Raw genomic sequence first — 13,071 nt, 5'->3', positions numbered from 1 at the left:
AGCAGAACCGAACGATGAGCAAAATTGCTTTTTGATTTTGCCGAAATCGTGGCAGTTCTGTCGAAAATCCTGCTTTTGGGACACCGTTTATCGGCTTCCCAGCACTTAAATTTTTTATATCCTAACCCCAGACGCTGTCGCAACCTCTACCTTCTATTTGATAGTTTATGATTACTCGTTCGTTTCTGCTGGTGCTTCTTGAACAGCTGCTGGTTGTTGCGCATTCAACTTATTGTCTGGCGCATCATCGTCTTCCATGTCGCTCATGTCGATTTCTTGATCTTGTTCATCCATCACTTTGACGTCCAAACCTAAACTTTGAAGTTCTTTCATCAATACGCGGAATGATTCAGGAACACTTGGTCTTGCGATGTTTTCGCCTTTAACGATTGCTTCATACGTTTTAACACGACCAACCGTATCATCCGATTTGTAAGTCAAGATTTCTTGTAATGTGTACGCAGCACCGTATGCTTCAAGTGCCCATACCTCCATCTCACCAAATCTTTGACCACCGAATTGTGCTTTACCACCAAGCGGTTGTTGTGTAACGAGTGAGTATGGTCCTGTTGAACGTGCGTGAAGTTTATCATCAACCATGTGCGCAAGTTTCAACATGTACATAACACCGACAGAGATACGGTTATCGAATGGTTCACCTGTACGACCATCGTAAAGGACTGTTTTACCGTCACGAGCCATACCAGCTTCTTCAATTGTTGACCATACATCGTCATCGTTCGCACCGTCAAATACTGGTGATGCAACGTGGATGCCTAAGTTTTTAGCAGCCATACCTAAGTGCAACTCTAATACTTGTCCGATGTTCATACGAGATGGTACACCAAGTGGGTTCAACATGATGTCGATTGGACGACCATCTGGTAAGTACGGCATATCTTCTTCTGGAACGATTTTAGAGATGACACCTTTGTTACCGTGACGACCACACATTTTGTCCCCTACGTGAATTTTACGTTTTTGAACGATGTATACACGTACTAATTGGTTAACACCTGGAGAAAGTGAATCGTCGCCTTCTTCACGGTTGAACACTTTAACATCTAGTACGATACCGCCGGCACCGTGTGGTACACGTAATGACGTGTCACGTACTTCACGTGCTTTTTCACCAAAGATTGCGTGTAATAAACGTTCTTCAGCTGTTAATTCTGTTACACCTTTAGGCGTTACTTTACCAACAAGGATATCGCCGTCTTTAACTTCAGCACCAACATAGACAATACCACGATCGTCTAAGTTTTTAAGTGCATTTTCAGATACGTTAGGGATATCACGCGTAATTTCTTCAGGTCCAAGCTTCGTATCACGTGCTTCAGACTCATATTCTTCAATGTGAATAGATGTATATACGTCATCTTTCACAAGACGTTCACTCATGATTACGGCATCCTCGTAGTTATAACCGTCCCATGTCATGAAACCAACGACAACGTTACGTCCAAGTGCCATTTCGCCAAGTTCCATTGAAGGACCGTCAGCTAAAATTTCACCTTTCTCAACAACATCGCCAGCTTTAATGATTGGGCGTTGGTTGTAACAAGTACCTGAGTTAGAACGTTTGAACTTCGCTAATGGATAACGATCTAGTTCACCTTCGTACTCTTGACCATTCTCTTCAATCAAACGTCTTACTAAGATTTCTTTTGATTGAACGTGTTCTACACGACCACGGTGTTTTGCGATAACTGCTGCACCAGAGTCACGTGCTGCCACGTGTTCCATACCTGTACCAACGAATGGTGATTCAGGGTTTAACAATGGCACCGCTTGACGTTGCATGTTCGCACCCATTAAGGCACGGTTAGAGTCATCGTTTTCTAAGAACGGAATACATGCTGTCGCAGCTGAAACAACTTGCTTCGGTGATACGTCCATGTAGTCCATTTTTTCTTTCGCCATTGTCGTGTTGTTACCACGGAAACGACATACAATCTCATCATCAATGAAACGACCGTTTTCATCCAAGCGTGAGTTCGCTTGTGCGACAACATAGCTATCTTCTTCGTCAGCTGTTAAGTAATCGATTTGGTCTGTGATTGTATTTGTTTCGATATCTACCTTACGATAAGGTGTTTCGATAAATCCGAATTCATTAACACGCGCATAACTAGATAATGAGTTGATCAAACCAATGTTTGGTCCCTCAGGCGTTTCAATCGGACACATACGACCATAGTGAGAGTAGTGTACGTCACGCACTTCCATTTGTGCACGTTCACGCGTTAAACCACCAGGTCCTAATGCTGATAGACGACGCTTGTGCGTTAACTCAGCAAGTGGGTTCGCTTGGTCCATGAATTGTGATAATTGAGAGCTACCGAAGAACTCTTTAATTGACGCAATCACAGGACGGATATTAATCAATTGTTGTGGTGTGATAGATTCAGTGTCTTGAATAGACATTCTTTCACGTACAACACGTTCCATACGTGATAAACCGATACGGAATTGGTTCTGTAATAATTCACCTACAGAACGTAAACGACGGTTACCAAGATGGTCGATATCGTCTGTGTAGCCAATGCCGTGTAACAAGTTGAAGAAGTATGACATTGAAGCTACGATGTCAGCTGGTGTGATGCATTTCACTTCTGAATCAGGGAATGCATTACCAATCACTGTCGTAGTACGGCCTTCTTCATCATTTGGCACGTATACTTTGATTGATTGGATTTCAACTGGCTCGTCAACAATGCTATCTGGCAACTCATACACTTGTGCATTTGCATTTGATTCAAGAACATCCATAATCTCGTCTAACTTACGACGGTCAAGAACTGTTCCCTCTTCAGCAACAATTTCACCAGTTTCAGTGTTAACAATTGGTTCCGCTAATTTTTGATTGAATAAACGGTGTTTTAAATGTAACTTTTTGTTCGCCTTGTAACGACCAACACTCGCTAAGTCATAGCGTTTGGGATCGAAAAAGCGTGAGTATAATAGACTCTTCGCATTTTCAAGTGTTGGTGGTTCACCCGGACGTAAACGCTCATAAATTTCTAATAATGCTTGATCTGTATTCTCTGTGCTGTCTTTTTCTAAAGTATTGCGTAAATACTCGTTATCACCAATCAAGTCGATAATCTCTTGATCCGTTGAATAACCTAACGCACGTAATAATACTGTTAATGGGAGTTTTCTCGTTCTATCAATACGCACATAAACAATATCTTTTGCGTCTGTTTCATATTCCAACCATGCACCACGGTTAGGAATCACTGTCGCATCATAATTCACGCGACCATTTTTATCTAATTTTTCATTGAAGTATACAGATGGTGAACGGACTAATTGTGAAACGATAACACGTTCTGCACCATTGATCACGAAAGTACCAGTTTCAGTCATTAATGGGAAATCACCCATGAAGACTTCTTGATCTTTTACTTCGCCTGTTTCTTTAATAATTAAACGAACTTTCACACGTAATGGTGCTGCATACGTCGCATCACGGTTTTTAGACTCTTCCAAATCATACTTAGGTTCGCCTAGTCTGTAATCAACGAACTCTAAAGACAAGTTGCCTGTAAAGTCCTCGATTGGTGAGATATCTCTGAACATCTCTAAAAGGCCTTCTTTTAAGAACCAGTCATATGATTTTGTTTGAATCTCAATTAAGTTTGGTAACTCTAATACTTCTGAGATTCTTGCGTAGTTTCTACGTTTACGATGTCTTCCATATTGGACAAATTGACCTGCCAAACAGATTCACCCCTCAAATATTGTGTCGTACTCTACAATAACATTGCATATCAAGACAAAAAGAAAACGGTAGCATATACTTGATGACACCATTTTCTGTTCTAATCACGCTATTTTTCAATGTTACAATGAAACTTTACCCGTAAAAGTACACACTTGTTGAACATAAATTTTTCATCTTATAACTATATCATACATATATCACAAAATCAAGATTTAACACTCTTTAAAATGTGATAACCTTTACTATTCTTGATAGATTCTGCATTACCAAAAACAGCCATCATCTTTTTCTTAGCTGAAGGCATACCTTGTTTCTTTTGAATCACCACATACAGCGCACCTTCTGGCATCAACTTGTCATGTGCATCCTCTAATATCTGATGCACGACTTGCTTGCCTGCGCGTATCGGTGGATTCGTTAAAATATAGTGTTGTGACGCATTGGCAACTTCCGCCAAACCATCACTTTCTTGAATTGTTACATTATCAATTTGATTGCGTTTCGCATTTTTGCGCGCCAAGTCAAGTGCACGATAGTTCACATCAAGCATTGTTAGTTGGTCATGTGGCGCTACTTTTGCAAGCAACAGACCGATGGGACCGTAACCACAGCCAACATCCGCAATACACTTCGATTGACCTGGTGGATGCTCACTTAAAAAAGTACGAATCAACAAGTCTGATCCGAAATCCACTTGATCTCTTGAAAAAACGCCGGCATCCGTCGTTAAATTTAAACGCTGTTTATAGCAATCATACACAATCTCTTTTTCATCAGATTGCGTATCAGGATGTGCGTCATAATAATGACTCATCGACATTCACACCTTATCTACATATAAATTCTTTTCACTTTGAAGCAGTTATTCTTCAATTATCTATGGGAGCATGGGACAGGCATCTCATTTAGTAAAAAGATTCCGTTGCCCTACCCTGGCAAGCCTTAGTAAGCACAAAAAACTTGCGAAAGCGTCTCTTCACGCCAATCAGCTACTACCATTAACATGAAATCACTCAACTTAAATTGCATATTCCCATTAATATCTCAGCCTTATTTAAAAGTCATAAGACACAAAAACGCACGACTTCATTTACATATTCAAAAACCCGCTATTTCATAAAATAGCGGGTTTTCACTTATCAATGAATTATTTTAATTCTACTGAAGCGCCAACTTCTTCTAATTGTTCTTTAAGTTTTTCAGCTTCTTCTTTAGGCATAGCTTCTTTGATGATGCTTGGAGCACCGTCAACTAATTCTTTAGCGTCTTTTAAGCCTAAGCCAGTTGCTTCTTTAACAGCTTTAACAACTTTGATTTTTGATGATCCAGCTGAAGTTAACTCAACGTCAAATTCAGATTTTTCAGCTGCTGCGTCTCCGCCAGCTGCGCCTGCTGCTGCAACTGGTGCTGCTGCAGTTACACCAAATTCTTCTTCGATTGCTTTAACTAAGTCGTTTAATTCTAAAACCGACATTTCTTTAATTGCTTCAATGATTTGCTCTTGATTAGCCATGTTAATATTCCTCCAATTTTTAAATGTTTAAATTTAGTTTATTAATTACTCTGCGTTTTCTTCTTTGTTTTCACCAACAGCTTTAACTGCATAAGCGAAGTTGCGGATTGGCGCTTGTAATACAGAAAGAAGCATTGATACAAGACCGTCGTGTGATGGTAAAGAACCAACTGTCTTAACTTCTTCAGCAGTGATTACGCTACCTTCCATGACACCTGTCTTAATTTCTAAAGCTTCGTGTTCTTTAGCGAATCCAGCGATAACTTTAGCTGGTGCAACGACATCTTCAGTTGTGAAAGCAACTGCCGTTGGGCCAGTGAAAAATTCATCTAAACCTTCGATACCAGCTTGTTCAGCTGCACGACGTAACAATGTGTTTTTGTAAACTTTGTATTGTACGCCTGCTTCACGTAATTGCTTACGTAATTCTGTCACTTCAGCTACTGTTAAACCACGGTAGTCAACTACTACTGTAGAAACAGAAGATTTAAGTTGCTCAGCGATTACGTCAACTTGTTGTTTTTTCGCTTCAATGATTCCAGACATTTAGACACCTCCATAGATAATTTTTATGCTTTTATATATCCAAGATGTCTCTCGAATAAAAAAAGCACTTTTTACCCTGGGCAAAAAGTGCTTGAATGTTTACACGTTCAAGTCAATTTAGCCTCGGTAGGATGAAATATTAAGCATATACATGCTCCTACTGTCTTAGGTAAAATATTCAACAAAGTTAAATATAACTGTTTTGACCGTAATAGTCAACAGTTAATTTAAAGTTATTTATGACAAAGCGTAAAACAATCAGTTGATCATTTTACGCTTTTATCTATCAATTAAAGTTTAAAAGTTGCAGTATCTACTTTGACACCAGGGCCCATTGTAGTTGTTACTGAAACAGATTTGAAGTAAGTACCTTTAGCTGAAGCTGGTTTTGCTTTAGTTAAAACATCTAATAATGTTTTGAAGTTGTCTACAAGTTTGTCAGTATCGAATGATACTTTACCGATAGACGCGTGTACGATACCTGCTTTTTCAGCACGGTATTCAACTTTACCAGCTTTGATTTCTTCAACAGCTTTTGTAACGTCCATTGTTACAGTACCTGTTTTAGGGTTAGGCATTAAACCTTTAGGTCCTAATACACGACCTAATTTACCAACTTCACCCATCATGTCAGGTGTTGCAACGACTACGTCGAAATCAAACCAACCTTGTTGGATTTTGTTAACGTATTCAGCGTCGCCAACGTAGTCAGCGCCTGCTGCTTCTGCTTCTGCAATTTTGTCGCCTTTAGCGAATACTAATACACGTTGTGATTTACCAGTACCGTGTGGTAATACTACCGCGCCACGGATTTGTTGGTCGTTTTTACGTGTATCAATTCCTAAACGGAATGCTACTTCAACTGAAGCATCGAAGTTAGCAACAGATGTTTCTTGAGCTAATTTAATCGCTTCTTCAATAGCGTAGAATGCTTGGCGATCAATTTTGCTAACTGCTTCTTGATACTTTTTACCTTTTTTAGCCATTATTATTGTCCTCCTTTAGTGGTGTTATCGGAATGTCCTCCCACGTTTACTTGCCGTAATAGCAAGTTGAGCGCAGATAACCCGATGTATTAGCACATCTTACAATGTCATCTCGTATAACAAAGGGGTCTATCTGCGTTCACTACAAAATTTATCATTTGTTCGTTTAATTGCGTGTTGACGTTAATGAATTACTCAACAACAATACCCATACTACGTGCAGTACCTTCAACGATACGCATAGCCGCTTCTTCGTCAGCAGCGTTTAAGTCTGGCATTTTAGTGTTAGCAATTTCACGTACTTGATCTTTCGTTACAGTAGCAACTTTTGTTTTGTTTGGTTCACCAGAACCTTTTTCAACGCCTGCTGCTTTTTTAAGTAAAACTGCTGCAGGTGGTGTTTTTGTAATGAATGTAAATGAACGGTCTTCATATACATAAATTTCTACTGGAATGATTAAACCTACTTGTTCTTGCGTACGTGCATTAAATTCCTTTGTGAAAGCCATAATGTTCACACCGGCTTGACCTAGTGCAGGACCAACTGGTGGTGCTGGGTTTGCTTTACCTGCTGGAATTTGTAATTTAACTACTTTTTCTACTTTTTTAGCCACGATGTGCACCTCCTTGATATCGTGATGTGGTCACAGGGCTCATTTTTGCCCTCCCACTCTTAACATTTCGTGACGAAATGTAGCGCTATAAATGCGCGACCTCGTTATTATATCATCTAGATTATTAGATTACAACACAAAACTTTATTTTCTTTTTACACTGACTTATAGTTTTTCGATTTGATCAAATTCAACTTCAACTGGTGTTTCGCGTCCGAACATATCTACCAATACCGTTAACTTGAACTTGTCTGCTTCGATACTTTCTACTTCGCCGACTTGGTTTGCGAATGGTCCAGAAGTAACACGTACTTGTTCACCAAGTTCGACTTCAACATCGATTGTTTTTTCTTTCATGCCCATTTGTTTCAAGATAAAGCGTGCCTCTTCAGGCAATAACGGATTTGGCTTAGAACCTGCCCCTGCAGAACCAACGAATCCTGTAACACCCGGCGTATTACGTACAACATACCAAGACTCATCCGTCATGATAAGTTCTACTAACACATAACCTGGGAAAGTTTTCTTCATTGATTTCTTCGCTTTACCATCTTTCACTTGTGTTTCCTCTTCTTCAGGAATCACAACACGAAAAATCTGTTCGGTCATATTCATAGACTCAACACGTTTTTCTAAGTTCTGTTTTACTTTATTTTCATATCCTGAATAGGTATGAACTGCATACCAATGTTTCGCACCTAAATCTTCAGACATGCTGACATCTCCTCACTCACTATTTTATCATTTCAATTATTTGACCAATTGCAATATCTAAACCGTAGAAAAATAGTAAGAAGAATACTACCGTACTTACTACGATTGTCGTATATTTCACAAGTTCTGGACCTGTTGGCCAACTTGTTTTTTCCATTTCGGACTTAACGCCTTGGAAGAAGCTCTCTTTTTTAGCCATAATCTTCTTTACCTCCAATTATTTGGATTCTTTATGAAGTGTATGTGTTTGACACGCCGAACAAAACTTCTTCAACGCCAACCGATCTGTTCGGTTCGCAGATTTCGGAATGTGATAATTACGACTGCCACATTTCTCACAACTAAGCGGTACTTTTTTCACTTTAACTCACCTTAATCCTATAATACTCATTAACTATACATAAGGACACGTTCAATTGTCAATCAACATTCGCATGCAATGCTGCTTTCAACTTTTGACGTACACGATAAATTGTATTATAGACTTTTTTCGAATCAATCTCCATTGCCTGAGCGATTTCTGCGGGTTTCCATTCTTGGTATAAATATTGACACACTTGCCGTTCAATCGGCGTCATTGTTGCCAGTACCTCGTTGTACACTTCTAAAAGTATGTCGTTTCGGAGTGCTAAGTCGATCGGATTGCCGTGCACTTGATGATTGTAACGATTTTGACAGATTGCCGACTGCACATAGTCCTGAAAAATACGTTGTCGATTCATCTTTGTGCGCCTATAGTCTAACTTGCGACGACGAATTGTTCGATTGATGTAATGTTCAATGGGGACACTATGATGATCTTTCATCGTAGTTAACTTGTTATACAAAGCGAACACTGTCTCTTGAACTAAGTCTTCACGTTCATATTCATGCACACTATAATCGCTAAAACATTGTGTCGCACGTTGCCGAATATAGGTCAATTGGTGTTCTAACCAACGTGACTGTGTTGCTGCTGGCTGTTGAGACGGGGGACATGGAGCATGCGTATGCGACTCCGTATTACGCATTGAATCGCCTCGCTTTATAAAAAGGTTGCTCTATAAGATTATGAGCTTCCCTTTCAAAAAGCAACTTGAGGCTTCTCAACTATTTATGTTCACCACGTCTGATTTTCTCAAATTCCGTTAAAACTTCTTCCGATAAATGCATGCGTGTGCGCGGTTTCTGTGCTTCAAATGAAGAAATCGTCTTAGAGACAGCTGTCTTATTCTCCTTAAGATGACGCCACATTTCTCGCGATGAAATCCGATAAGCACCCGTACCAAAAATGGCGTGCTGTTCACTCATATCACTCGTTACGACCGTGATATGCGTAATATGCTTGTTATAAATATTATAGACATAACGCTCGATAAAGCTGTCTGCCGTCTCTCCCTCTTTTGTGAAGACAACGTGCACACCGTGATAGACTGTTTCTGATTGTGGTGTGCCTTGCTCGTAGGCATCGAACACACATATAATACGCCCTTTAACAAGTGCATTATAGTTCGCAATCTCTATCAGCAATTGCTCCCTCGCCTCCTCCAAGTTTTCCTTGGCAAGGCGCATCAATTCTGGTGACTGGCCAATCATGTTATAACCGTCAATAATCACGTAATAATCCTTCATCAGTTATTTGTCACCACCGATAGGCTGACGCTTTCTAAACACTTCATACATCATCAAGCTCGCTGCTACTGACGCATTCAAACTGTTAACATGCCCAACCATTGGGATTTTAATATAAAAATCACACTTCTCTTTCACGCGACGACTCATACCTTGTCCTTCGCTACCTATGACAATGGCAAGTGGCATATCTGCTTGCATTTGACGATAGTCCGTTGCATTATCCGCTTCTGTACCTGCAACCCAATAACCACGTTCCTTCAGCACATCAATCGTTTGCGACAAGTTCGTCACACGAATAACTGGCACGTGCTGAATTGCACCTGTGGACGCCTTTGCTACCGTTTGTGTTAAAGCCACAGAACGTCGTTTCGGAATAATAATGCCGTCCACCCCTGTTGCATCTGCCGTTCTTAAAATAGAACCTAAATTGTGCGGGTCTTCCAAACCATCAAGAATGAATACCGTCGATAACGTCTCCTTATTCGCTTGCTGTTCTAAGAAGTTCTCTAGCGATTCATATTCATACGGTGCGATATACGCTGCAACACCTTGGTGAGGTGCTGTCGATATTTGATCTAATTTGGATTTTGGGACCGTTTGAACGACAAGTTTTAAATCTTTCGCTTGTTTTAAAATATCGTCAATTTGTTGTTTCTTAACGCCTTCTTGAATTAACACTTTGTTCACGGCATGTCCGCTCGTAATCGCTTCACGAACCGCATGACGTCCAACAATCACTTCTGATTCCATAGTTAACACCTCTCTTCTACACGTTTTACAATTTCATTCAATAACTCTATAATACGTCCTTCATCTTGCGTTAAATGTAAATAGCCAATGATTGCCTCAAGCCCCGAACTTTTGCGATACGTTTGAATATCCGTGTTCTTAGCTTTCGTATGGCTTTTTGCGTTGCGACCACGCTTCACAATTGCCAACTCGCTCTCAGTAAACCAGTCATCTGCGAGTAATGCTTCCAATGTCTGCGCTTGACTTTTAGCAGAAACGAACCGTTTGGCTTCTTGATGCAAACGGTTCGGTTTACTTTGATACTTTAAAATAATGTGTCCGCGTACAAATTGGTCAAGCACTGCATCACCCATATACGCAAGTGTTAATGGGCTCAGCATTTTAAAGTCGATTTGTTTAGACACGTTTAAATCTCACACCTTGAGGCGTATCTTCTAAAATAATGTTCTGTGCTTTGAGTTGGTCGCGAATCTCATCAGCACGTGCAAAGTCTTTATTTTTACGCGCTTCATTACGTTCTTCAATTAATGCTTCAACGTCTGCGTCAAGCAATTCTGCCGCTTGCGCTGATTGCAATGGCACGCCTAACACATCGCTAAAGATTTGGAATACTTCTTTAAAGCGTGCAATTACTGCTGTCGCTGTATTGTCTTCTAACAAGTATTTGTTTGCGAGTTTTGCTAAATCATACCAAGCTGTAATCGCATTTGCTGTATTAAAGTCGTCATCCATTACTTTTTCAAACTGTGCTAAAATCACATCAATTTGATCCATATATGATTGTTCAACGACTAAGTCTGTCGCCACTGCTTCACGTGCAAGTAACGCTTCATAACTGTTGCGAATACGTGTTAAGCCACTTTTTGCCGCTTCAACTAACTCTAAATTATAGTTAATCGGACTGCGGTAATGCACACTAATCATAAAGAAACGTAATACATCCGGGTCAATTTCTTTAATAATGTCATGCACTAAAATAAAGTTACCGAGCGACTTACTCATTTTCTCATTATCAATATTAATAAAGCCGTTATGCATCCAATAGTTGGCAAATGGCGCATGATTGTGACATTCAGATTGTGCAATTTCATTTTCATGGTGTGGGAATTGCAAGTCACTACCCCCGGCATGAATGTCAATCGTTGGTCCCAGTTTCTCAAATGCCATCACAGAACATTCAATGTGCCAGCCTGGACGTCCTTCACCAAATGGACTCTCCCAACTGATTTCGCCCGGTTTCGCCTTTTTCCATAAAGTGAAGTCTAGCGCATCTTCTTTGTTTTCACCTTGCTCAATGCGTGCCCCTACTTTTAAGTCGTCAAGTGATTGATGGCTGAGCTTACCATATTCATCAAACTTGCGTGTTCTGAAATAAACATCGCCGCCACTCTCATACGCATAACCGTCATCGACTAACTTTTTAATAAACGCGATGATTTCATCCATATGATCCATCACACGTGGATTAGACGTTGCAGGTTTCACATTTAATGCACCTGTATCTTCATAGAACGCTTTAATATAGCGGTCTGCAATTTCTGGTACGGTTTCTCCCAATTCCTGTGCACGTTTAATTAATTTATCATCCACATCCGTGAAGTTAGATACATAGTTCACTTCAAAGCCTTTGTATTCTAAATAACGTCTGACCACGTCGTAATTGATTGCCGGACGTGCATTACCAATATGAATATAGTTATAAACTGTTGGTCCACACACATACATTTTCACTTTGCCCGGCTCAATTGGTTTGAACGGTTCTTTTTGACGCGTTAATGTATTATATAATGTAATCATCTTTAATCTCCCCATTTTTCGTTTGTTCGAGTTGCTTTTCAAGTTGCTTAATTTGTTCATAAATTGGGTCTGGTAAGTTCAAGTGATCGAACGTTTTACCAATACGCTTGCCATCTTGTTTGACAATACGTCCTGGAATACCGACAACTGTTGTATAACTCGGCACATCTCTCAGCACAACTGAATTCGCGCCAATATTGACATTCGAATGTACTTTAATGTTTCCAAGAACTTTTGAACCTGCCGCAATGAGGACGTTGTCACCGATATCCGGATGACGCTTGCCCTTTTCTTTCCCTGTTCCACCTAACGTAACACCTTGATAAATCGTTACGTTGTCACCAATCGTACATGTCTCACCGATAACGACCCCCATACCATGGTCGATAAACAAGCGGCGCCCTATCTTAGCACCTGGGTGTATTTCGATACCCGTGAAAAAACGCGAAACTTGTGAAATGGCACGTGCCAAAATATAATGCTTCTTTTGATAAAGTTTGTGTGCGATCAAATGACTCCATACCGCATGTAAGCCTGCGTAGGTTGTAATGACTTCAAAAGATGAGCGTGCAGCGGGATCCTGTTCAAATACCATTTTCACATCATCCATCATACGTCTTAACATTTAGGTTCTCCCTCTCTTCTCAAGGTTTTAGTATTGCCTCGTAAAAACAGCACCCCCAACATTAAATTGTCAGAGGTGCTGTTGCACGGTTCCACTCTTATTAATATACGCTAGCATTAACACACTAGGTATATTCACTCATTGGTCTATTCCACTGTCATCCTAAAGGTGCATTCGACTAT

The 13,071-nt window shown here is 40.1% G+C and carries 15 protein-coding genes and 1 other annotated feature; all 15 genes read right to left on the bottom strand.

Annotated features, from left to right (window positions below; all coding sequences use genetic code 11):
- Positions 1 to 171: 171 nt before the first annotated feature.
- On the bottom strand, positions 172 to 3,726 hold the full coding sequence (gene rpoB, locus CD122_RS09105; protein WP_103358668.1) for a DNA-directed RNA polymerase subunit beta: 3,555 nt from the start codon (positions 3,724 to 3,726) through the stop codon (positions 172 to 174).
- 209 nt (positions 3,727 to 3,935) lie between these two features.
- Entirely contained in the window at positions 3,936 to 4,544 is a 609-nt protein-coding gene (locus tag CD122_RS09100; protein ID WP_103358667.1) for a class I SAM-dependent methyltransferase, read from the bottom strand.
- Between the two features lie 333 nt (positions 4,545 to 4,877).
- On the bottom strand, positions 4,878 to 5,243 hold the full coding sequence (gene rplL, locus CD122_RS09095; RefSeq protein ID WP_103358666.1) for a 50S ribosomal protein L7/L12: 366 nt from the start codon (positions 5,241 to 5,243) through the stop codon (positions 4,878 to 4,880).
- Between the two features lie 45 nt (positions 5,244 to 5,288).
- Entirely contained in the window at positions 5,289 to 5,789 is a 501-nt protein-coding gene (gene rplJ / locus CD122_RS09090) for a 50S ribosomal protein L10 (protein WP_103358665.1), read from the bottom strand.
- Between the two features lie 49 nt (positions 5,790 to 5,838).
- Positions 5,839 to 5,977 (bottom strand) — a sequence feature (ribosomal protein L10 leader region).
- A 102-nt stretch (positions 5,978 to 6,079) separates the two neighbouring features.
- Positions 6,080 to 6,775: a 50S ribosomal protein L1 gene (gene rplA / locus CD122_RS09085; protein WP_103358664.1), complete on the bottom strand. Its 696-nt coding sequence runs from the start codon at positions 6,773 to 6,775 to the stop codon at positions 6,080 to 6,082.
- Positions 6,776 to 6,966: 191 nt separating this feature from the next.
- Positions 6,967 to 7,389, bottom strand: a complete 423-nt coding sequence (gene rplK / locus CD122_RS09080) for a 50S ribosomal protein L11 (protein ID WP_044359250.1) — start codon at positions 7,387 to 7,389, stop codon at positions 6,967 to 6,969.
- Between the two features lie 165 nt (positions 7,390 to 7,554).
- Entirely contained in the window at positions 7,555 to 8,103 is a 549-nt protein-coding gene (gene nusG, locus CD122_RS09075; RefSeq protein WP_103358663.1) for a transcription termination/antitermination protein NusG, read from the bottom strand.
- 19 nt (positions 8,104 to 8,122) lie between these two features.
- Positions 8,123 to 8,302, bottom strand: a complete 180-nt coding sequence (secE, locus tag CD122_RS09070) for a preprotein translocase subunit SecE (protein WP_103358662.1) — start codon at positions 8,300 to 8,302, stop codon at positions 8,123 to 8,125.
- A gap of 18 nt (positions 8,303 to 8,320) precedes the next feature.
- Complete coding sequence (gene rpmG, locus CD122_RS09065; RefSeq protein WP_103358661.1) at positions 8,321 to 8,464, bottom strand: 50S ribosomal protein L33; 144 nt, start codon at positions 8,462 to 8,464, stop codon at positions 8,321 to 8,323.
- A gap of 58 nt (positions 8,465 to 8,522) precedes the next feature.
- A complete protein-coding gene (locus CD122_RS09060) occupies positions 8,523 to 9,113 on the bottom strand; it encodes a sigma-70 family RNA polymerase sigma factor (RefSeq protein ID WP_103358660.1) in 591 nt (196 codons plus the stop codon).
- A 79-nt stretch (positions 9,114 to 9,192) separates the two neighbouring features.
- Positions 9,193 to 9,714, bottom strand: a complete 522-nt coding sequence (locus CD122_RS09055; RefSeq protein ID WP_103358659.1) for an NYN domain-containing protein — start codon at positions 9,712 to 9,714, stop codon at positions 9,193 to 9,195.
- A 3-nt stretch (positions 9,715 to 9,717) separates the two neighbouring features.
- Positions 9,718 to 10,467: a 23S rRNA (guanosine(2251)-2'-O)-methyltransferase RlmB gene (rlmB, locus tag CD122_RS09050; RefSeq protein ID WP_103358658.1), complete on the bottom strand. Its 750-nt coding sequence runs from the start codon at positions 10,465 to 10,467 to the stop codon at positions 9,718 to 9,720.
- A gap of 2 nt (positions 10,468 to 10,469) precedes the next feature.
- The gene (locus CD122_RS09045; protein WP_206167757.1) at positions 10,470 to 10,847 is read right to left on the bottom strand and encodes a Mini-ribonuclease 3; all 378 of its coding nucleotides are present in this window, start codon (positions 10,845 to 10,847) and stop codon (positions 10,470 to 10,472) included.
- A gap of 16 nt (positions 10,848 to 10,863) precedes the next feature.
- Positions 10,864 to 12,264 (bottom strand): cysteine--tRNA ligase, encoded by a 1,401-nt coding sequence (cysS, locus tag CD122_RS09040; protein ID WP_103358657.1) that lies wholly within the window; start codon positions 12,262 to 12,264, stop codon positions 10,864 to 10,866.
- The gene (cysE, locus tag CD122_RS09035) at positions 12,248 to 12,889 is read right to left on the bottom strand and encodes a serine O-acetyltransferase (protein ID WP_103358656.1); all 642 of its coding nucleotides are present in this window, start codon (positions 12,887 to 12,889) and stop codon (positions 12,248 to 12,250) included. Before cysE ends, cysS begins: the two co-directional genes overlap by 17 nt.
- Between the last annotated feature and the right edge of the window lie 182 nt (positions 12,890 to 13,071).

Origin of the sequence: Staphylococcus rostri (genome assembly GCF_002902145.1) — a bacterium.
Classification (GTDB): domain Bacteria; phylum Bacillota; class Bacilli; order Staphylococcales; family Staphylococcaceae; genus Staphylococcus; species Staphylococcus rostri.
This window is presented reverse-complemented; position numbering and strand designations above follow the sequence as displayed.

Excerpts from the sequence above, each read along its gene's own strand:
- CD122_RS09100 (WP_103358667.1), bottom strand. The coding sequence starts at position 4,544 with ATGAGTCATTATTATGACGCACATCCTGATACGCAATCTGATGAAAAA.
- rplL (WP_103358666.1), bottom strand. The coding sequence starts at position 5,243 with ATGGCTAATCAAGAGCAAATCATTGAAGCAATTAAAGAAATGTCGGTT.
- rplJ (WP_103358665.1), bottom strand. The coding sequence starts at position 5,789 with ATGTCTGGAATCATTGAAGCGAAAAAACAACAAGTTGACGTAATCGCT.
- rplA (WP_103358664.1), bottom strand. The coding sequence starts at position 6,775 with ATGGCTAAAAAAGGTAAAAAGTATCAAGAAGCAGTTAGCAAAATTGAT.
- nusG (WP_103358663.1), bottom strand. The coding sequence starts at position 8,103 with ATGTCTGAAGATTTAGGTGCGAAACATTGGTATGCAGTTCATACCTAT.
- secE (WP_103358662.1), bottom strand. The coding sequence starts at position 8,302 with ATGGCTAAAAAAGAGAGCTTCTTCCAAGGCGTTAAGTCCGAAATGGAA.
- CD122_RS09060 (WP_103358660.1), bottom strand. The coding sequence starts at position 9,113 with ATGCGTAATACGGAGTCGCATACGCATGCTCCATGTCCCCCGTCTCAA.
- CD122_RS09055 (WP_103358659.1), bottom strand. The coding sequence starts at position 9,714 with ATGAAGGATTATTACGTGATTATTGACGGTTATAACATGATTGGCCAG.
- rlmB (WP_103358658.1), bottom strand. The coding sequence starts at position 10,467 with ATGGAATCAGAAGTGATTGTTGGACGTCATGCGGTTCGTGAAGCGATT.
- CD122_RS09045 (WP_206167757.1), bottom strand. The coding sequence starts at position 10,847 with ATGCTGAGCCCATTAACACTTGCGTATATGGGTGATGCAGTGCTTGAC.
- cysS (WP_103358657.1), bottom strand. The coding sequence starts at position 12,264 with ATGATTACATTATATAATACATTAACGCGTCAAAAAGAACCGTTCAAA.
- cysE (WP_103358656.1), bottom strand. The coding sequence starts at position 12,889 with ATGTTAAGACGTATGATGGATGATGTGAAAATGGTATTTGAACAGGAT.